The 19,559-nt window shown below is 68.2% G+C and carries 20 protein-coding genes and 1 tRNA gene; 10 read left to right on the top strand and 11 right to left on the bottom strand.

All coding sequences use genetic code 11. The features are described 5' to 3' along the window. Nucleotides 1-36 precede the first annotated feature (36 nt). Both solA and HCX50_RS04255 read left to right on the top strand, forming a co-directional pair. On the top strand, nucleotides 37-1,215 hold the full coding sequence (solA, locus tag HCX50_RS04260; protein ID WP_167633130.1) for an N-methyl-L-tryptophan oxidase: 1,179 nt from the start codon (nucleotides 37-39) through the stop codon (nucleotides 1,213-1,215). Nucleotides 1,216-1,351: 136 nt separating this feature from the next. Next, a complete protein-coding gene (locus HCX50_RS04255) occupies nucleotides 1,352-2,776 on the top strand; it encodes an aldehyde dehydrogenase family protein (protein WP_167633129.1) in 1,425 nt (474 codons plus the stop codon). A gap of 47 nt (nucleotides 2,777-2,823) precedes the next feature. Here the strand turns inward: HCX50_RS04255 and HCX50_RS04250 are convergent, their stop codons facing one another. Further along, a complete protein-coding gene (locus HCX50_RS04250) occupies nucleotides 2,824-3,270 on the bottom strand; it encodes a DUF1801 domain-containing protein (RefSeq protein WP_091028115.1) in 447 nt (148 codons plus the stop codon). Between the two features lie 116 nt (nucleotides 3,271-3,386). Between HCX50_RS04250 and HCX50_RS04245 the strand changes: the two genes are divergently transcribed. Further along, nucleotides 3,387-4,982 carry an amidohydrolase gene (locus tag HCX50_RS04245; RefSeq protein ID WP_167633128.1) on the top strand — a complete coding sequence of 532 codons (1,596 nt, stop codon included), beginning with the start codon at nucleotides 3,387-3,389 and terminating at the stop codon, nucleotides 4,980-4,982. Between the two features lie 44 nt (nucleotides 4,983-5,026). After that, nucleotides 5,027-5,449 (top strand): NUDIX hydrolase, encoded by a 423-nt coding sequence (locus HCX50_RS04240; RefSeq protein ID WP_167633127.1) that lies wholly within the window; start codon nucleotides 5,027-5,029, stop codon nucleotides 5,447-5,449. A gap of 2 nt (nucleotides 5,450-5,451) precedes the next feature. Here the strand turns inward: HCX50_RS04240 and HCX50_RS04235 are convergent, their stop codons facing one another. Together HCX50_RS04235 and HCX50_RS04230 are read right to left on the bottom strand one after the other, a co-directional pair. After that, nucleotides 5,452-5,907, bottom strand: a complete 456-nt coding sequence (locus HCX50_RS04235; protein WP_208617602.1) for an aminoacyl-tRNA deacylase — start codon at nucleotides 5,905-5,907, stop codon at nucleotides 5,452-5,454. 56 nt (nucleotides 5,908-5,963) lie between these two features. Next, nucleotides 5,964-6,464, bottom strand: coding sequence for a hypothetical protein (locus HCX50_RS04230; protein WP_029264183.1), 501 nt, complete (start codon nucleotides 6,462-6,464; stop codon nucleotides 5,964-5,966). A gap of 144 nt (nucleotides 6,465-6,608) precedes the next feature. Here HCX50_RS04230 and HCX50_RS04225 point away from each other — a divergent pair, with 144 nt between their 5' ends. Further along, a complete protein-coding gene (locus HCX50_RS04225; protein ID WP_029264182.1) occupies nucleotides 6,609-7,166 on the top strand; it encodes a peptidylprolyl isomerase in 558 nt (185 codons plus the stop codon). A 21-nt stretch (nucleotides 7,167-7,187) separates the two neighbouring features. Then, nucleotides 7,188-8,081 carry a rhomboid family intramembrane serine protease gene (locus tag HCX50_RS04220; RefSeq protein WP_167633126.1) on the top strand — a complete coding sequence of 298 codons (894 nt, stop codon included), beginning with the start codon at nucleotides 7,188-7,190 and terminating at the stop codon, nucleotides 8,079-8,081. Between the two features lie 279 nt (nucleotides 8,082-8,360). On the opposite strand, the gene HCX50_RS04215 is transcribed toward HCX50_RS04220, so the two are convergent. Next, on the bottom strand, nucleotides 8,361-8,600 hold the full coding sequence (locus tag HCX50_RS04215; RefSeq protein WP_091028134.1) for a cell division protein CrgA: 240 nt from the start codon (nucleotides 8,598-8,600) through the stop codon (nucleotides 8,361-8,363). 103 nt (nucleotides 8,601-8,703) lie between these two features. Here HCX50_RS04215 and HCX50_RS04210 point away from each other — a divergent pair, with 103 nt between their 5' ends. Genes HCX50_RS04210 through HCX50_RS04200 form a run of 3 tightly spaced genes read left to right on the top strand, consistent with a single transcriptional unit; the run spans nucleotide 8,704 to nucleotide 10,311 of the window. Further along, nucleotides 8,704-9,498, top strand: a complete 795-nt coding sequence (locus HCX50_RS04210; RefSeq protein ID WP_091028137.1) for a class E sortase — start codon at nucleotides 8,704-8,706, stop codon at nucleotides 9,496-9,498. 28 nt (nucleotides 9,499-9,526) lie between these two features. After that, entirely contained in the window at nucleotides 9,527-9,682 is a 156-nt protein-coding gene (locus tag HCX50_RS04205; RefSeq protein ID WP_140403281.1) for a DUF4175 domain-containing protein, read from the top strand. Beyond that, the gene (locus HCX50_RS04200; protein WP_167633125.1) at nucleotides 9,679-10,311 is read left to right on the top strand and encodes an anthranilate synthase component II; all 633 of its coding nucleotides are present in this window, start codon (nucleotides 9,679-9,681) and stop codon (nucleotides 10,309-10,311) included. Before HCX50_RS04205 ends, HCX50_RS04200 begins: the two co-directional genes overlap by 4 nt. Before the next feature lie 32 nt (nucleotides 10,312-10,343). On the opposite strand, the gene pknB is transcribed toward HCX50_RS04200, so the two are convergent. Genes pknB through HCX50_RS04165 form a run of 7 tightly spaced genes read right to left on the bottom strand, consistent with a single transcriptional unit; the run spans nucleotide 10,344 to nucleotide 19,216 of the window. Next, a complete protein-coding gene (gene pknB / locus HCX50_RS04195) occupies nucleotides 10,344-12,035 on the bottom strand; it encodes a Stk1 family PASTA domain-containing Ser/Thr kinase (protein ID WP_091028146.1) in 1,692 nt (563 codons plus the stop codon). Nucleotides 12,036-12,079: 44 nt separating this feature from the next. After that, complete coding sequence (locus tag HCX50_RS04190) at nucleotides 12,080-13,825, bottom strand: protein kinase domain-containing protein (RefSeq protein WP_205828771.1); 1,746 nt, start codon at nucleotides 13,823-13,825, stop codon at nucleotides 12,080-12,082. Further along, the gene (locus tag HCX50_RS04185) at nucleotides 13,822-15,276 is read right to left on the bottom strand and encodes a penicillin-binding transpeptidase domain-containing protein (RefSeq protein WP_091028153.1); all 1,455 of its coding nucleotides are present in this window, start codon (nucleotides 15,274-15,276) and stop codon (nucleotides 13,822-13,824) included. The genes HCX50_RS04190 and HCX50_RS04185 overlap by 4 nt, the downstream gene beginning before the upstream one ends. Further along, a complete protein-coding gene (locus HCX50_RS04180; protein WP_091028156.1) occupies nucleotides 15,273-16,658 on the bottom strand; it encodes an FtsW/RodA/SpoVE family cell cycle protein in 1,386 nt (461 codons plus the stop codon). Before HCX50_RS04180 ends, HCX50_RS04185 begins: the two co-directional genes overlap by 4 nt. Beyond that, the gene (locus HCX50_RS04175) at nucleotides 16,655-17,965 is read right to left on the bottom strand and encodes a PP2C family protein-serine/threonine phosphatase (protein ID WP_091028162.1); all 1,311 of its coding nucleotides are present in this window, start codon (nucleotides 17,963-17,965) and stop codon (nucleotides 16,655-16,657) included. Before HCX50_RS04175 ends, HCX50_RS04180 begins: the two co-directional genes overlap by 4 nt. A 7-nt stretch (nucleotides 17,966-17,972) precedes the next feature. Then, complete coding sequence (locus HCX50_RS04170; RefSeq protein WP_091028166.1) at nucleotides 17,973-18,494, bottom strand: FHA domain-containing protein FhaB/FipA; 522 nt, start codon at nucleotides 18,492-18,494, stop codon at nucleotides 17,973-17,975. Next, the gene (locus HCX50_RS04165; protein ID WP_091028168.1) at nucleotides 18,491-19,216 is read right to left on the bottom strand and encodes an FhaA domain-containing protein; all 726 of its coding nucleotides are present in this window, start codon (nucleotides 19,214-19,216) and stop codon (nucleotides 18,491-18,493) included. The genes HCX50_RS04170 and HCX50_RS04165 overlap by 4 nt, the downstream gene beginning before the upstream one ends. Nucleotides 19,217-19,361: 145 nt before the next feature. Between HCX50_RS04165 and HCX50_RS04160 the strand changes: the two genes are divergently transcribed. Beyond that, nucleotides 19,362-19,444 (top strand) — tRNA-Leu (locus tag HCX50_RS04160). The last annotated feature ends 115 nt before the right edge of the window (nucleotides 19,445-19,559 follow it).

Below are 19,559 nucleotides of genomic sequence, written 5' to 3'. Positions count from 1 at the left end.
CGTCCGTCCCCCATCGACCATTCGGCAGGAGTCTTCATGAGTGCACAGGCCAAAAAGCGGATCGTCGTCGTCGGGCTGGGAGCGGTGGGTGCGCTCGCCGCATGGCGACTGTCACAGCGCGACGACGTCGAGGTCATCGGCATCGAGCAGTACGGCAAGGTGCACGACCGCGGCTCGTACGCCGGGGAGTCCCGCGTGTTCCGCACGGCGTATCACGAGGGTGGTCGCTACGTGCCGATGCTGCAGGAGTCAAGGCGGCTGTGGCGTGAACTCGAGCAGCAGTCGGGACGGGAGCTCTACCTCGAGGTGGGTGCGCTGTCGATCGCGCAGCCCGACCGGGTCGAGATGCGCACGACTCTCGATACGGTGCGCGAGTTCGACCTGCCGCACACCCTTTACGACACCGAGGAGCTGCGTCGCGCCCACCCGCAGCACAACGTGCACGACGGTGACGTCGGGGTGCTCGACCACCACGGCGGCGGCATCCGACCAGAGGTCTCGCTGATGGCGGCGCTCGATCTCGCCGAGGCCGCCGGCGCGCAGCTGCACTTCCACACCCCGGTGCTCGCGATCGAGGAAGAGCCCGGTGGCGTCGTGGTGCGGACCCCGACCGAGGCGATCCGCGCTGACACCGTGATCCTCGCCTCGGGGTCTTGGTCGACTCGACTCGACGGTCGACTGCGTGACCTGCTGCGACTGCAGGTGCTCGGGCTGACCTGGTTCATGCCCACGGACATCGCTGCTTTCCTCCCTGAGCGGTTCCCCGCGTTCCTGCGCGACGTCGGCCCCGTGCACTTCTTCGGAGCGCCGAGCCTCGACGGCTACTCGATCAAGGCGAGCAGCAACCCGACCTGGCCGGTCGCCCGCGATGTCGACGAGGTTCCGCGGGAGTACACCCGGCACGAACTCGTGAAGATCGGGCAGCAGGCGAAGGAGTTCTTCCCGTCGTTGAACCCCGAGCCCGTGCGCTCCAGCGTGCATCACTGTGCCTACACGCCCGATCGCACCCCGATCGTCGACGTGAGCGAGAGCGAGCGAGTCGTGACGGTGACCGGTCTCTCGGGCCACGGCTTCAAGTTCGCGCCCGTGCTCGGGGAATGGGCCGCTCGGCTCGCCACGCAGCCGGGCGACGCCGGCATCGACCCGCACTTCTCGCTGGCCGCCCACCTCGATCGGCTGGCGACCGTCGGTCCGTACCGCGGCGGCGGTCACTGAGCCGCGTTCCGGGCTCCGCTGTTCGGTCACGGACCGACAAGCGCGCCGCACGGGCAGTCAAACCCCGCTCGACCGCCGAGCACAGACTCGAACTGCGCGATGAACCTGTCGCGCACCCCATCGTGAGGAGACAGTGATGTCGGAGAACGCCCCGGTTCTGGACGAGGCCGCCCTGCTGGAGCGCGTCGGCGCCCCCGAAGGTCAGGGTCGCGAAGTGGTCGACGCGGCGACGCGCGAACCGATCGGACGAGCACCCGTGCACACGGTCGACGAGCTCGACGCCGCGGTCGCGCGGGCGAAGGCGGCTCAGCCCGGGTGGGATGCACTCGGCCATGCGGAGCGCAGTGCGCTTCTGAACCGGGTGGCCGATGCGATCGACGCGAATGCCGAGCCGCTCGCCCGACTGCTCTCCCGCGAACAGGGCAAACCGCTCAACGGTCCGAACGCGCGCTTCGAGGTGGGTGCCTGCTCCGCGTGGCTGCGCACCGCGGCCGCGACGCCCCTCGAGCCGGAGACCGTGGTGGACGACGGTGAGACCCATGCTGAACTGCACTACCGCGCGATCGGCGTGGTCGGTGCGATCGGCCCGTGGAACTGGCCCCTCATGATCGGCATCTGGCAGATCGCTCCGGCGCTGCGCATGGGCAACACGGTCGTCGTGAAGCCGAGCGGATACACGACACTCAGCGTGCTGGCGCTGATCGAGGTCATGAACCAGGTGCTGCCCCGCGACGTGCTCATCGGTGTCGCCGGTGATCGCGAGGTGGGGGCCAGGATCGCGTCGCACCCCGACATCGGCAAGGTCATGTTCACGGGATCGACCGCGACCGGACGCAGCATCGTCGAGAGCTCGGCGCAGAACCTCGCCCGCCTCACGCTCGAGCTGGGCGGCAACGACGCCGGGATCGTGCTGCCGGGCGTCGACGCGACGGCGATCGCGCAAGATCTCTTCTGGGGCGCGTTCATCAACACCGGACAGACCTGTGCCGCGCTCAAGCGCCTGTACGTGCACGACTCCGTCTACGACGAGGTCGTCGACGCGCTGGCCGATGTCGCTCGGCAGACCCCGATGGGCAACGGCCTGGATGAGCAGAACGTGCTCGGTCCGCTGCAGAACCACGCCCAGTTCGAGATCGTGCGCGACCTGGTCGACGACGCGGCGCGCCACGGCGGCCGGATCGTCACGGGTGGTGCACCGGCGACGGAGCTCGGAGAGCTCTTCTACCCGATCACGCTCGTGGCGGATGTGACAGACGGGGTGGCCTTGGTCGACGAGGAGCAGTTCGGACCCGCACTGCCGATCATCCGTTACACCGACGTGGATGACGCGATCGCCAGCGCCAACGGCCTCGACGTCGGCCTCGGCGCATCAGTCTGGGGGGAACGTGAGGAGGCCCGCAAGGTGGCCGCGCGCATCCAGGCCGGAACCGTGTGGATCAACTCGCACGGCGGTGTGCATCCGATGATCCCGTTCGGGGGCCACAAGTCGTCGGGCTACGGACTCGAGTTCGGAGTCGAAGGGCTGAAGTCGGTCGCCGTGCCGCAGATCATCAACGGCTGAGCGAGAGGTGCGCGGTCCGTCGCCGCGCACCTCTGCTCGCCGCGCGGTCAGCTGATCGCGACGCGGATGCGCTCCGCGAGGAACTCCAGATCGGCCTTCGTGAGGTCCGTGACCGCGTACGCGGTCGGCCAGACCGTGCCGTCGTCGAGGTTCGAGATGGGCTCGAAGCCGAACGTGCCGTAGCGCACCTTGAACTTGCTGGCGGGCTGGAAGAAGCAGAGGACCTTGCCGTCGCGACCCCACGCCGGCATGCCGTAGTAGGTGCGGGGCACGAGCTCGGGCGCGACCTCGGAGACGAGGGCGTGCAGCTTGTTCGACAGCGCCTGATCCTCGGGAGTCAGCTTCTCGATCGCCTCCTTGATGTCGGCCTCCCCCGCAGCGCGCAGCTCCTCGGGCGACTTCTTCGCGCGGGAGCGACGGGTGCGGGCCTCCTTCGCGGCGGCCTGCATGGCCTCGCGTTCCTCGGCGCTGAAGTTCTTCTCTTTCTCGGCCATGGTCGGTCCTCTCGATGTGCTGCCGGTGTGGGACTCAGACTACGTAGGCTCGGCCGCGTTGTGCTTCTCGATTCGTGATCGATCCTCGACGGCACCGCGACTGCCAGACTGGCGCCATGACGACAGTCTTCACCGGCCGCATCCGTCCGCTCTCCCCGAGCGCTGACGCCGAAGCCGAGGCGATGGCCGTCGACGACGGCACGATCGTCGCCGTCGGGACGACGGACGACCTTCGACGCCGATTCCCGGATGCTGACACCGCAGCTCTGGACGGCTGGGTCATGCCCGGTCTGATCGAACCGCACGGGCATCCGGGATTCTCCGCGATCCTGCTGTCCGACCTCGTGGTCGACCTCCGTCCCGTCGTGATCCCCGAGGCGGAAGGCGTGCTGGCCGCGCTCCGAGCGGCGGTGGCGGATGCCGGGGGCGAAGCGGTCTTCGCGAACGGGTGGGATGCTCTGCTGCAGCGCGGACTGCCCGACCCCGACATCCGCTTCCTCGACGAGCTCGCGGGCAGCGTGCCCCTCGTCGTGATCCACAACTCCGGCCATTCCGTGTACTTCAACACCGCGGCCGCGCTCGCCGCGGGCCTCGATCGGAACACCCCCGATCCGGTCGGCGCCTCGTTCGGCCGCGATGCCGAGGGGGAGCTCACGGGCGTCGCCCTCGAGGCCGCCGCGGTCGAGCAGGTCGTGGCGCCGATGCTCGCGAAGGCGCAGCAGCACCTCCCCCGGATCCTCCCCGCGCACCTGCACGACCTCGCATCCCGCGGCATCACCACGGTGTCGGACCTGTCGTGGAACCCCGAGCTCAACCCGCTCATCGACGCCCTTCGTGCGCAGGGTGCGATGCCCGTGCGGCTGCGGTGGTACGAGATGTCCCGCCCCGGCGGAGTCGCGGCTCCGCGCGGAGAAGACGATCCCGTGTTCCGGCAGACCGGGGTGAAGACCTGGTCCGACGGTTCCCCGTGGGTGGGCAACATCGCCACCTCTTTCCCCTACCTCGACACCGCGGCGACCCGCTCCCTCGGACTCGAGCCGCACCATGTCGGGCACGCGAACTACACGGCCGAACAGCTGCGGACGATCGCCGACCCCTATGCCGCCGCCGGCTGGCAGCTCGCCTGCCATGCGCACGGAGACCTCGCGATCGACGCGACCCTCGACGTGTATGAGCAGCTCATCCGGCAGCACGGGCTCACCGACCACCGCTTCCGGCTCGAGCACTGCGGAGCCATGACGCCGGAGCAGTTCGAGCGCGCGGCATCCCTCGGCGTCACCGTCAGTCTCTTCGTCGACCACATCACCTACTGGGGAGAGGTGCTGGTCGACGACCTCTTCGGCCCGGAGCACGGCGGTGCGTGGGCCGATGCCGGTGCCGCCTTCGCCGCCGGTCATCGGGCGACCTTCCACAACGACGGCTGGGTCACCCCCAACGAGCCCTTCCGCAACATGGCCGTCGCCGAGACCCGCACGACTCGCAACGGATACCGGATGCCGGGCGGCACCCCGGTCACGCGCGAACAGGCACTCCTCGCGCACACCGCGAACGCGGCATGGCAGCTCTTCAGCGAGCATGAGGTCGGCACCCTCGCCCCCGGACTCTTCGCCGACTTCATCGTGGTCGACCGTGATCCCCTCACGGTCTCGGCGGAAGACCTCGCCGAAACCCAGGTGACCGCGACCTATGTGAGCGGCGCCCGGGTCGTCTGACATGCGGTCATCCGGGGTCTCCGCCGCCGGATAGTGTGTGAGCCATGGACCTGCGTGTAGCGGCGTACGCGGTCGTCACCGATGACGACGGGCGTCTGCTGTTGGCGCGGTGGATCGAGGGGCGTCGCGTCGCGTGGACCATGCCGGGAGGCGGACTCGAACCCGGTGAGTCGCCGGAGGATGCGGTGCGCCGCGAGCTCCGGGAGGAGACCGGCTACACCGTGAAGGTCGGCGAGCTCCTCGGCATCCACTCCCGGGTCATCCCCGCGGGACGCCGCGTGCAGAAGGCCGCGGATCCGCTGCACACGCTGCGCATCGTCTATCGCGCGCAGGTCACGGGCGGCAAGCTGCGCTTCGAGACCGATGGCTCGACCGACATGGCCGAGTGGTTCCCCTTGAAGTCCGTGGCCGAACTGCAGCGGGTCAAGCTCGTCGACATCGCTATGCGCATGGCCGGCATCCTCTGAGGTCAGCGCTCCTCGGGAACCGAGATGTCCGCGACGGTCGCGCCGTACGCGGCGATGAGGTCGTCGGCCTCGACGAAGAGGCTGTAACCGTGAGCGCCGGCACCCATCGCGATGCGCTGACCCACGATGGACTCGTCGGCGTAGATCGGCCAATCCGTGGTGCTGCCGATGGGAACGATGGTGCCCCGCTCGTAGCCGGTTGCCTGGAGCGCGAGCTCGGGCTCGGGCAGGCGCAGCTTGTTCACGCCGACCAGGGCGCGCAGCTTCGGCCACGAGATCGAGCGTCCGCCGGGCACGAGCGCGAACAGGAAGGTATCGTCCGAGCGCTTCACGACGAGCGTCTTCACGATGCCCGACGGCGGGATGCCCAGCAGCTCGGCCGCCTCGAAGAGGCTGCCTGCCGCAGGGCGTTCGCGGATCTCGATGTCGAGTCCGCGCGCGGCGGCGGCCTCACGCACCCGCGCATGCCGATCGCCCCCGCCACCAGAGGCGACGGAGGCGAGATCAGACGGGGTCACGCGTCGGGCGCGGCGAGCGGGTCGTCCGCGACCCAGAGCTCGTCGTCGGCACGCAGCGCCTGCCATGCGGCGTAGAGCACACCGACGGCCGCGGCAGCACCGAGGATGATCGCGATGACCGAGCCGACGCCCGGGCCCGACTTCTGCGGCGCGGTCGCCTTGCGCACCTGCACGGCCACACCGTGGCGCTTGGCGTTCGCGACGTCCCACGCGGTCAGCGCCGTACCGACGACTCCGCCCACGATCGGGACGAACTTGTCGTCGACGACGTGCTTGCCGAGCTTCACGCCACGGTCGACGACCGGGGCGACACGGCGGTTGTACGTGTCCTGGATGACCGGCACGACCTGCTCGCGATTGATGTTTCCGAGCTGACGTCCGGCCTCGCGGGCGACATCGGCGGCGTGACCGACGAGCACCTGCTGGTTCTCCCAGAGCTGGTTGGCGTCGTTCTGAAGACGACGCAGTTCCTTCTTCCGCTTGCGGCTGAGGCTCACGATGCTCTCCTGTCCATTGGAGTACGGGTTCCCCATCTTGCCATGGGAGGCTGGATACCGGGCGGGAATCGCCCGGCCCTTGCGCTGTCGGCGGATCCGGGGTACGCCGGGCGAACTCACCGAAAGCTCTGCGAGAATGAGGGCATGGCTCACGCTTCCCACGTCGCAACCCTGCACACCAACCACGGTGACATCGTCATCAACCTCTTCGGCGATCACGCACCGAAGACGGTCAAGAACTTCGTCGGCCTCGCCGACGGCACCCAGGAGTGGACCGATCCCGCCACCGGCAAGCCGGGCGAGGGTCCTCTCTACAAGGACGTCATCTTCCACCGCATCATCCCGAACTTCATGATCCAGGGCGGCGACCCGCTCGGACAGGGCGTCGGCGGTCCCGGCTACAACTTCGACGACGAGATCAACATGGAGCTCGACTTCAACAAGCCGTACATCCTCGCGATGGCCAACGCCGGCCTTCGCCGCAACGCCATCACCGGCAAGCCCGAGGGCACCAACGGGTCGCAGTTCTTCATCACCACCGACCCGACCCCGTGGCTCCAGGGCAAGCACACGATCTTCGGCGAGGTCGCCGACGACGCCTCGCGGGCTGTCGTCGACAAGATCGGTGCCGTGCCGACCAGTGGCGGAGACCGCCCGGTCGAGCCCGTCGTGCTGCAGTCGATCGACATCGTCGCGGCCTGACGACAGCTGCGGCCGATCCGGATGACCACGCCTGAGTTCACGAGCAATCGCGACAACTTCTGCTACCGGCATCCGGATCGGCAGAGCTTCGTGCTCTGCCAGCGGTGCATGCGCACCATCTGCCCCGAGTGCCAGACACAGGCGCCCGTCGGCGTCATCTGCCCGGAGTGCATGAACGCCGAGCGCAAGAACCGCACCCCCGCGCAGAAGAAGGCCCAGCGTCGGTGGGGTGCTCGCTCCGGCGGCACCATGGCGATCGCCCGCAGCGGCAAGCCGATCGTCACGTACATCCTGCTCGCCGTCACGTCGTTCATCGGCCTGGTGCAGCTGATCCCCGGGATGAACGGGCCGATCACGCAGGCACTCGCCTTCTACGCGCCGTATCTCTACCCGAATCTCTTCGGCGCGGGCTTCGAGCCCTGGCGCCTCCTCTCCGTGCTGTTCGTGCACGGCGGCTTCATCCATCTCGCGCTGAACATGCTCGCCCTGTGGATGCTGGGCCAGAGCCTCGAACCCATGCTCGGTCGCGCCCGCTTCCTGGCCCTCTATCTGATCAGCGGCCTCGGCGGATCGGTGGCGGTCGCTCTCCTCGCACCCCTGGACCCGACGGTCGGCGCATCCGGTGCGATCTTCGGAATGCTGGCCTCGCTGCTGATCATCGGTCGCCACATCGGCGCGAACGTGACCGGGATCCTCGTGATCCTCGGCATCAACTTCGCCTTCGGCTTCTTCGCCGGTGGCATCTCCTGGCAGGCGCACCTCGGCGGTGCGATCGTCGGCGCGCTGGTCGCCCTCATCTACACCCGGACGAGGCGTCGAGACCAGCGCACGTGGCAGATCGTTCTGCTCTCCGCGCTCGTCGTCCTGTTGATCGTCATCGTCGCCTTCATCCCACCGCTGATCCTTTTGTCCTGATCCCGAGTTGTTAACAGGGTTGTTAACCCCTGTGAATAACACCGGTGTAATTCTCCCCAGGCTGTGGAGAAGGTTGTGGATAACTTTCGCTCGGTTCGGCTTGTGGGTCGGGCGCGGGGTCGTTCCCTTCGCTCGCAGAGCGGGTCCCTCCCGCTTCGCGGGGCCCTCCCGATGCTCGCTCCGGGAACAACCCCGCGCCCTTGCCTGAGCCATCCTCACTCGGAGCATGAAGAAAGGCCCCTCGCTGTGCGAGGGGCCTTTCGGGAAGAGGGAGTGGCGTCAGCGCCAACGAGTGGTCATCAGGAAGCCGATCAGAGCGATGCCGAGACCGATGGCCAGGTTCCAGTTGTCGAGACCCGGGATCGGGAACTGCATACCGGAGATGTAGAAGACCAGGATCCACGCGAGACCGAGGAGCATGAAGCCGATCATCACCGGCTTGAACCACACCGCATTGGGAGCGGCCTCGCCTTCGGCGCGCTCGACAACGGGTTCTTCACTCTTACGGTCACGTGCCATGCCGTCATTGTACCCATGACACCCATGAGTCGCCGAGTCCGCAGCGAGCGAGGGACGGCGGGCTCACCGACAGCCGTTCAGCGTCCCGGGATATGATCGCGGCATGACTGCATCCGTCGTGCCTGGGGGGCGACGCCCGCGGCGAGAGCGACCACGCTCTCGCGCCACGTTCGCGAGCGTGCTCGGCGAACTGCTCCTCACCGCCGGAGTGCTCGTCCTGCTCTTCGTCGCGTGGCAGATGTGGATCGGCGACATCATCATCAGCGCTCAGAAGAACGACGAGGGTGCAGCCATCTCGCAGGAGCTCGCACAGGGCGAGGCGCCTGAGTTGCCGCCGGTCGTGGAAGAGGACGACGGCACCACCGCCTATGTGCCCCCCGTGCCCGCAGCACCGGCGGACGCCACATGGTTCGGGCAGATGCACATCCCCCGTTTCGGAGCCGACTACAACTTCGGCATCTACGGCGGAACGAGCCGTGCGCGAACCCTCGATCAGAAGGGGATCGGCGTCTACAAGGACTCGAAGATGCCCGGCGAGGTCGGAAACTTCTCGATGGCCGGACACCGCACCACCTGGGGCAAGCCGTTCAACCAGCTCGACAAGCTGCAGCTGAACGATGCGATCGTGGTCGAGACGCCCGACGGCTGGTACACGTACCGTTTCCGCACGCTCGAATACGTCAAGCCGACACAGACCGATGTGCTCGCCGACGTGCCGCAGATGCCGGAGCAGCAGACCGGAGAGCAGTACATCACGCTCACGGCTTGCTCCCCGCTGTACTCCCTCGCGGAGCGCATCGTCGCCTACGGGGTGTTCGAGAGCTTCCAGCCCCGCGCCGAGGGACTTCCGACCGCGTTGACCGACCCGCCGCCGCCTCCGGCCGCCCCATCGGTGTGACCGTGGACGCTCACGAGGGAGAAGACTGATGTACGCCGCACTCTGGCGCCTGCTGCCCGGCCCGTGGTGGTTGCGGGTCCTCATCCTGGTCGTGGTCATCGCCGCCGTGCTCTACGGGCTGTTCTGGTACGTGTTCCCCTGGATCAGCCCGATCATCGCCCCCGGCGAGGTCGACGTCGAATGACCCGAGTTCTCGTGGTGGACAACCACGACAGCTTCGTGCACACCCTCGTCGGCTACCTCCACGAGCTCGGCGCCGAGACCACGATGGTCGAATCCGACGCGCTGGACGCCGCCGAACTCGAGCGGATGCTCTCCGCATACGACGCCCTGCTGCTCTCCCCCGGTCCCGGCCGCCCCGCCGACGCGGGAATGTCTCTCGACGCGGTACGGATCGCCGCACGACTACGGATGCCGACGCTCGGGGTCTGCCTCGGACACCAGGCCATCGGCGAAGCGCTCGGCACCGCGGTGAGTGAGGCGCCCGAGCTGATGCACGGCATGGTCTCCGCGGTCACGCACGACGGATCAGCGCTGTTCGCGGGAATCCCGTCGCCGTTCGACGTCGGCCGGTATCACTCCCTCGCGCTCGCACCAGCCGACCTCCCGCCCGAGATCGTCGTCACCGCCTGGACCGAGAGCGGAACGGTCATGGCGCTCGCGCACCGAGAGCTGCCGCTGCACGGCGTGCAGTTCCATCCGGAGAGCGTGCTCACCGAAGGCGGGTACCGGCTTCTCGCGAATTGGCTGGAGCTCTGCGGCGACGCGGATGCCGTGGCTCGGTCCGAAAGCCTGCATCCACTCTCACGCTGACACGACGGCGCACGGGGCGCGTCGCGAGAGACTCAGGGTGCCGCGCAGTAGCGAAGCTCGACCGGAGATCCGATCGGCACGTCGCCCGGTGCGACCGACATCGAGTGCACGGTCGGGGGCTCGGTGGGAGCGCAGTCCGCCTCTTCCACGGGCACCGGCGTCAGCCCGAGGTCGGTGAGGTTCGTCGTCGCCGCCTCGACGGTCCAGCCGACGAGGTCGGTCAGCGTCACCTTGCCGCTGGCGACGACGAGGTTGACGACGGTGTCGGGGGCGACCTCGGTTTCTGCCGCTTCGCTGGCGGAGATCACGGTGCCGGCGGCGAGACCCTTGTCGTTGCGCTGGATCACGGTCCCGAGTTCGAGGCCGGCGGCCTTCAGTGCCTTGGTGGCATCGTCGAGGCCCATGCCTTCGATCTTCGGCACCACCACGGTCTCCACGCCCGACGAGACGTGCACGGTGACCGTCGAGCCCTCCTCCACCGAGACTCCAGCCTCGGGGTCGGTGCGGATGACGTTGCCCTCGGTGATCTCGGAGCTCGACTCGATCACGATCTTCGCCGTGAGATCGAGCTTGGCGAGGTCGTCCTGCGCGCGCTCGGACGACACGTTCACGAGATTGGGGATGATGCGCGAGGTGCTCGGCACCTCGGGCGGACGCATGCTGATCGTGACCACCCAGAAGAGCACGGACGCCAGCAGCACCGCGAGCAGGGCGACACCGGCCCAGATCCAGGCGACCGGAGGACCCGACTGGGTGCGGGTCATGGTGGTGTCGGAGCTGAGCTGGCGCAGCGAACGCGCGGTCTCCTGCGCCTGACGCGGGCTCGGACCGTACAGCTCGCTCGTCAGTGCACCGAGCTGCTTGCGGGTCGGCGCGATCCCGGTGACGGCGGCATCCAGGGCGGCGCGGAAGTGCGCGGCATCCGGGTACCGCTGATAGGGGTCTTTCGCGAGGGCGCGCAGGACGATCGGGTCGAGCGCACCGGGCGCATCCTCGTTCACTTCGGTCGGCGGGATCGGGGTCTCGCTGACGTGCTGGTAGGCGACCGCCACCGGCGACTCGCCGCGGAACGGCTGGCGGCCGGTGAGCAGCTCGTACAGCACGACACCGGTCGAGTACAGGTCGGCGCGGGCATCGACGGGCTCGCCCTTGGCCTGCTCCGGCGAGAAGTAGGCGGCGGTGCCGATGATCTGCGTGGTCTCGGCCACGGTCGACGAGGAGTCGGAGACGGCTCGGGCGATGCCGAAGTCCATCACCTTGACCTGGCCCTTGTCGGTCACCATGACGTTGCCGGGCTTGATGTCGCGGTGCACCACACCCGCGCGGTGCGAGTAGTCGAGCGCCTCGAGGATGCCGTCGACGTAGCGCACGGCGTCGGCCACCGGCACCGGTCCCTCGGAGATGATCTGCTTGAGGAGCGTGCCCTTGACGAGCTCCATCACGATGTACGGCGGCTCGTCGGACGACGGATCATTCGACGAGGGGTCGCCGGCGTCGAACACGCGCACGATCGACGGGTGCGACATGCGTGACGCCGCCTGCGCCTCCAGGCGGAAACGGGTGCGGAAGGCGGTGTCGCGTGCCAGGTCGGGATCGAGGATCTTGATCGCGACCTCACGGCCGAGCGTCAGATCGTAGCCGCGATAGACCTTGGCCATACCGCCATGCCCGATGAGCTCGTCGACGCGGTATCGACCCGCGATGACTCGTGGCTCTGTGGACACGTACTACCCCCTGGAAAACGACTGCGGCTGAGCTGGATTAAAGGCTACCCTTCGGTGCCGCCGCCTCCGTCACCCTCGCCGGGGTCGGTCGCGGCGACGATCGGAACGGAGAGCGGCGGGGACGCGGACGACGTGCGCTGGTCGCCACCCGAGCACATGCCCTGGTACGTGACGATCAGCTGCTGGCCCGCGGCATCAGCCACCTGAATCTGCGTGTTCCGCTGCGTCGGCTGGAAGTTCGGCCCGCCCGACACGAACGTGCCGTTCTGGAGCGAGACGACGTATCCGGAGAGCGTCGTGCCGCTCGGGCACGTGAACCCGGTGCCCCAGGAGATGGTGACGGTGCTGCCGGCGATCGGGTCACCCGTGATGGTCGGGGTGTCGGTCGGGGTCGGCAGGGCTGCTCGCGCGGCGTAGATCGTGAGGGTCATCGGCTGCGTCGTCTCGACGTTGCCGGAGGGGACCACACGGTACACCTTGCCGACGTCGCCGTCGGTCGGGGCCGGGTCGCCCTCGGGGCAGGTGATCTCGCCCGTGAAGCCGGCCTCCTTGAGCGTGGATGTGGCCGTGCCGCAGTCCATGCCCGCCAGGCCCAACGCGGTCACGTCGACGCGGACCACCTCGGGCGGCGGTGTGGTCGCCGGTGGCGGCGTCTGCGTCTGGGACTGCGACGGAGAAGCCGAATCCGACGGCTTGGCGTCAGGGTCGCCCTGGTTCATCAGCATCGCCCACACGGCGCCGCCGAGCACGATCACCAGCAGGGCGATCAGAGCGATCAGCGGCCAGGTCCACGGGCTCTTCTTCTTCTTCTTCTCGTCCGCCGCCGCGTCCTCTGTGGGGAGCTGAGCGGTGGTGGGAAGGATGCGGGTGGTGCCGTCGTCTCCCGACGCCGTGAGCATGCGCGTCGCGTCGTCGTCGCCGGCGATCCCGCCAGTCGCGATCGCGGGAACGGCGATGGCTGCGGAGTTCAGGTCGCCGCGACGAAGAGCCTGCGCTGCGCGGGCCACCGTCGCGGACGACGAGGGGCGGTCGCTCGGCTTCTTGGCGATCATCGCCATGACGAGGTTCTGCACCGGGATCGGCACGGTCGGCGGCAGCGGCGGCGGCTGCTCGTTGATCTGCGCCATCGCGATCGCGACCTGCGACTCGCCCGTGAACGGACGCTTGCCCGCCAGGCACTCGTACGCGACGATGCCGAGCGAGTAGGTGTCGGTGGCGGGAGACGCCGGGTGACCCGATGCCTGCTCGGGAGACAGGTACTGCACGGTGCCCATGACCTGGCCGGTCGCCGTCAGCGGAACCTGATCGGCGATGCGGGCGATGCCGAAGTCGGTGATCTTGACGCGGCCGTCGGGCGTGATCAGCAGGTTACCCGGCTTGATGTCGCGGTGCACGAGACCGGCCGCGTGTGCGGCCTGCAGAGCGGATGCCGTCTGGGCCACGATGTCGAGCGTCTTGTCGGCGCTGAGCGCACCGTCGCGCTCGAGCACGGTCGAGAGAGCCTCGCCGGGCACGAGTTCCATGACGAGGTAGGCGCTGCCGTTCTCCTCGCCGTAGTCGAAGACGCTGGCGATGCCCTCATGGTTCACGAGAGCAGCGTGCCGCGCTTCTGCACGGAACCGCTCGAGGAACCCGGGGTCCCCCATGTACTCGTCCTTGAGGATCTTGATCGCGACGGTACGTCCGATGACGTGATCCGTCGCTTCCCACACCTCGCCCATGCCACCGATCGCGATACGCGACTGCAGCTCGTAACGACCACCGAACGACACACCCTGCGTCGGCCTCATCTGCCCAGCACCGCCTCTATGACCTTCTTCGCAATCGGAGCGGCGATGGTGTCGCCACTGCCTGATTGTCCCTGTCCGCCGCCGTCTTCGACGACGACCGCTACTGCGACCGCGGGGTCGTCCGCCGGCGCGAAGCCGGTGAACCACAACGTGTGCGGCCTGTTTCCGTTCTCTGCGGTGCCCGTCTTACCGGCCACGTCGATCCCGTCTATTCTTGCACCCTGGGCCGCGCCCGTAGCGACGCTGGCCACCATCGACGCGGTCACGTCGTTGGCGACATCGGCTTCCATCGCACGGCCGAACTCGCTGTCCTGGAAGGCCTCGATCACCGACAGATCGTTCCCGATCACGGCATCCACCATCCGCGGGTTCATAACGACCCCGTCATTCGCGAGACCCGCCGACACCATGGCCATCTGCAGGGGGGTCGCGGTGACCTTGCCCTGACCGAATCCGGTGAGCGCGGTCTGCGCGTCGTCGAGGGCGCGGGGGTAGCTGGAGGCGGTCGATTCCAGCGGAGTCTCGAAGGACTTGTTGAAACCGAGCTTCTCGGCCATCTCGCGGATCGTGTCGTCTCCGAGCTCGACGGCGAGCTCCGCCATCGGGATGTTGCAGCTGAGCCGGATGGCCTCGGCGATCGTGACCGTTGCGCCCGGTCCACACTTGCCGCCCCAGGCGTTCGACACCCGATTGGAAGAGCCGGGGAGGGTGTACGAGATGGGGTTCGGCAGTGTCGACTGCGGGGTCCAGTTCCCGCTGGCGTACGCCGCCGCCGCGACGACCACCTTGAAGGTCGATCCCGGCGGGTTGAGGTCGCCGGCGATCGCGCGGTTGGACAGCGGCTTGCCGGGGTCGGCCACGAGCTGATCGTAGGTGGCGTTCGCGGCATCCGCGTCGTGCGTCGCCATCTGATTCGTGTCGAAACCGGGCGTGGAGACCATGGCGAGGATGCGTCCGGTCTTCGGATCCATCGCGACGACGGCACCCTGCAGCCCGTCGAGTGCTTCGTAGGCGGCGCGCTGAGCCGCCGTGTTCAGCGACAGCTCCACGCTGTAACCGCGCTGCGGCTGGCCGGAGATGATGCGCTCGACCTCGGCGAGCAGGGCGTTGGCGCCCGTGCCCGAGAGTTCGGCGTTCATGGCGCGCTCGATGCCCGTGCGCGAGTCGAGCGCCGCGTTGAAGTAGCCGGTGACCGGCGCCCACATCGCGGCATCCGTGTAGACGCGCTGGAACTGGTACCTGTCGTCGCTCGGCACGGAGTTGGCGATGGTGGCGCCGTCGACGATGATCGCGCCGCGCTGGATCTCGTAGCTGTCGAGGCGCGTGCGCTTGTTGTGGCTGTTCTGGGCCAGGGCATCGGCCTCGACGACCTGGATCCAGCTGGTCGCGGCGAACAGGGCGATGAACATGAACAGCATCACGATGCTGAGGCGGCGGAGCTCTCGCGTCATCCGATCACGACCCTCGGTTGGCGGCGGACGCCGTCGGAGATGCGCAGCAGCAGCGCCACGATGAGCCAGTTGGCCACGAGCGACGATCCGCCGGCGGCGAGGAACGGGGTGGTCAGGCCGGTCAGCGGGATCAGCCGGGTGACGCCACCGACCATGATGAACACCTGCAGCGCGATGGTGAACGAGAGGCCGGTGGCGAGCAGCTTGCCGAAGTCGTCCTGACCGGCGAGACCGATGCGCATGCCGCGGCTGACGAAGACCATGTAGAGGCAGAGGATGGCGAACAGCCCGATCAGGCCGAGCTCTTCACCGAGGCTGGTGATGATGTAGTCGCTGTGCGCGAGCGGCGTGACCTCTGGGCGTCCCTGGCCCCAGCCGGTGCCGATGAGTCCGCCGCGGGCGAGCCCGAACAGGCCCTGCATGGGCTGATAACCCGCTCCGTCGGGGTCGACCTGGTTCGCGTCGAACAGGAACAGCCAGTTGATGAAGCGGCCGTGCACGTAGCTCAGGATCTGCGTCGCGACCGCCACGCCGGCGACCACGAGTCCGAGGCCGATGAGGACCCAGCTGGTCTTCCCCGTGGCGACGTAGAGCATCGCGACGAACATGCCGAAGATCAGGGTTCCGGTGCCGAGGTCGCGCTGGAAGACGATGATCCCGAGCGAGATGAGCCAGACCACGAGGACCGGTCCCAGTTCCCGCATGCGGGGCCAGGTGATGCCGAGAACCCTCTTGCCGACCGACGTGAGACTCTCGCGGGTGCGCACGAGGTAGCCGGCGAAGAAGATCGCGAGACAGATCTTCGCGAGCTCGCCCGGCTGGAAGGCGAAGACGCCACCCAGCGACACCCAGACGGCCGCGTTCGCGTCGTCGATGCGCAGACCGGGGACGAACGGGAGCAGCAGGAGCACGATTCCGGCGAGACCGAAGATGTAGGTGTACCGGAACAGGATCCGATAGTTGCGCAGCAGGATCACGACCGCGATGGCACCTGCGAGGGAGATCGCGGTCCAGGCCAGCTGCTTGGTGGAGTAGGCGTCCCAGCCGGTGTTCTTGAAGGCGATGTCGATGCGATAGATCATCGCGATGCCGAGGCCGCTGAGCAGTGTCGCGATCGGCAGGACGAACGGATCCGCATCGGCGGCGACGAAACGCAGCACGATGTGCAGGGCGAAGGCGAGGGCCGCGAGGCCGCCGCCGATCGCGAGGATCATCGGGTCGATCACACCGAGTGCGCCCAGTTGGACGAGAGCGAGGGCGGCGCCGCTCATCGCGCACGCGAACAGCAGCAGCCAGAACTCGCGGTTGCGCTGCGTCTGCGGCATCCGGAGCCGTTTGAGGGCCTTGATGACGGTGGTGTCGGCCTGCAGGTCGGTGCTCATCCCTCACCTCCCGCGGGGGTTGCGGTCGGTGCCGGTGTCGGCAGCGGGGTCGGCAGTGGCGTCTGCTCGATCACGTTCGCGTCGGCGCCCGCCCGCAGGCGGTCGACGATCGCCATCGCGTCGGCCAGCGAGCGCGCGTTGATCGTGCGCTCGACGGATGCCCGCTGATACTGCGGGAGGTTCGCGAGGAGGATGTCGGTGTCCTCGATCGGGGTCGACAGCGTGATCGGGCCGATGTTCTGCTGCACGCCCTGGAAGATCACGACGCTGTCGTCGTCGGCGCCGATGAAGTAGCGGGTCTGGGTCCAGCTGTACGCGGCGAAGGCGGCCACGACGAGCATCGCGACGACCAGGAGCGCACCGGCGATCCAGCCCGCCCGGCGGCGCTTCGCGCGACGCCGATCTTCTTCGATGAGCTCCTCGAGGTACTCGGGGGCTGGCTCGAAGTGGCTGGGCTCGTTCGCGGCCTGTCGCACCGGGTGCAGCCAGTTTCCGCGCGGCGGGCGCACCGGCGGGACGTAGACGCCGTCGGGGTTCGACGCGGAACCCACGATCGTGGGGGTGCCGGAGTGGATCGGATGCTGTCCGCCGACGTCGACCAGCACGATGGTGACGTTGTCGGGGGCCCCGCCGTCGAGCGCCTGCTTGAGGAGATAGTCCGCCGTGCGGCCGGGTGCGACACCGAGCTGCATCGCCTTGAGGATGCGTGTCTCGTCGACCACGCCGGAGAGACCGTCGGAGCAGAGCAGCCACCGGTCGCCGGGCTGCGTGTGCATGACGAACATGTCGAGCTCGGGGTCGGCATCCATGTCGCTGAGAACGCGCATGAGGACCGAGCGGCGCGGGTGGTAGCGCGCCTCCTCCGGGGTGATCCGACCGGAGTCGACCAGGCGCTGCACGAAGGTGTGGTCGGCGGTGATCTGGGTCAGCGCGTCGTCGCGATACAGGTAGATGCGCGAGTCGCCGATGTGGCCGATGACCGCGTATTCGTCGACCATGATGATCGCGCTGACGGTGGTGCCGAGGCCGGCGAGTTCGGGACGCTCCTTCGCGGCGCGGATGAGATCGCCCGCGGCGGTCGTCGCGGCGGCCTGCAGCGAAGCCTGCGCGTCTTCGACCGAGGAGTAGCCCTGGTCGAGGGGCTGCAGTCGCTGGATCGCGATGCTCGAGGCGACGTCTCCACCGGCGTGGCCGCCCATGCCGTCGGCGACGGCGAACAGGTTCGCTCCGGAGTACCCGGAGTCCTGGTTGTTGGAGCGGATCTTCCCGGTGTGGGAGATCGCGACGCTCGAGCCTTCGAAGACCATGCCGGGGTCAGGCTCGCAGCTCGAAGGTCGTGGCGCCCACCTTGATGGGGGTGCCGAGCGAGAGGGCGACCGGTGAGCCCGACACGCGCTGGCCCGCGACGAAGGTGCCGTTGGTCGAGTCGAGGTCCTGGATCGCCCAGCTGTCGCCGCGCAGCATCAGGCGCGCGTGGTGGCTGGATGTGTAGTCGTCGCGGATCACGAGAGCCGACTCGCTGGAGCGGCCGATCGTCAGCGAGTCGGCGCTGAGAGGCAGTTCGAGGCCCGCCTTGGGGCCGGAGGTGATGACCAGGCGCTTCGCGGTCGCGACGGTGGCAGGTCCCGTCGACGGGCGGGCGGATGCCGGCCTCGCCGCGGGGGTCGGAGCCGGTGCTGCCGCAGGAGCAGGAGCGCCCGTGGACGCCTCGGCGGGGAGCTTGCGCACACGCACGCCGAACAGGTCGGCGCGGAGCGAGTACACGACGCCGAAAACGAAGAACCACATCAGGACGAGGAACCCGATGCGGAGAAGGAGGAGGATCAGTTCACTCAACCGAGGGCTCCGAACGCTCGGGTGGCGTCGTCGCCGCGTGGCGCGGGGCGCGACGGGCTGGCCACGGGGACGATCCGGAACACCAGGTCGGTACGTCCGATGGTGATGGTGGTGTCGGTGGGGAGGGCGGCCTCGCGGAGCTTCTGGCCGTTGACCTTGGTGCCGTTCGTGGAGCCGAGGTCGCGCATCATGGCGCGCTCGCCGTCCCACAGGATCTCGGCGTGCTTGCGGCTCGATCCGGCGTCCGCGATCGTGATGTCGGCATCCGTCCCCCGGCCGATGACCGTGCGGGCGCGGTTGATCGAGAGACGACGGCCGTCGACGTCGACCACGGCCTGCCAGCTCACCCGGCCCTCGACCGTGCCCGAGTTCACGCGCACGGTTCCCGTGGCGACCTTGTCGTCGGCTTCGAGGTTGATCGACAGCGGGCCGGAGAAGCTGTACCCCTGTGCTTTGGCGTGCTTGGTCAGCAGCGCGAGCAGCTCATCGGTGAGGGCTCCGCCGAGTCCGCGCATCCGCTCCGCGTCGTCGGGGCTGAGGCGCACGACGAAACTGTTGGGCGCGATGATGCGATCGCGGCTCACGACCGCCGCCTTCGTGTCGGCCTCGCGGCGGAGCGCCGAAGCGATCTCCACCGGCTGAATGCCGCTGCGGAAGGTCTTCGCGAACGCGCTGTTGACTGCGCGCTCGAGACCCTTCTCAAAGCTGTCAAGTAGTCCCACTGGGCTCCTCTGGCATGCCGACCGGTAGACACATCGTAGCCAGGTGACCTGGGGGAACGCCGCCGATCGGGGTTCCGGGGTGTGCATCAGGGGGTGAAATCGCGTGATATCTTTGGAAAGTTGAGTTCTTCGGAACGACACACTCGCGCGAGTGGCGGAATGGTAGACGCGCTGGCTTCAGGTGCCAGTGTCCGTAAGGACGTGGGGGTTCAAGTCCCCCCTCGCGCACAGGGCTGGTTCATGAAAATCTTTGAATCAGTTCATGAAATTACAGTTCGGCGGTTGCCTCGGTGAAAATCGGGGCAACCGCCGCTTCTATTTCGACCGGAACGGCGATCTCGGC

Source organism: Microbacterium sp. B19(2022) (assembly GCF_012030385.1).
GTDB classification, from domain to species: domain Bacteria; phylum Actinomycetota; class Actinomycetes; order Actinomycetales; family Microbacteriaceae; genus Microbacterium; species Microbacterium oxydans_B.
This window is presented reverse-complemented; position numbering and strand designations above follow the sequence as displayed.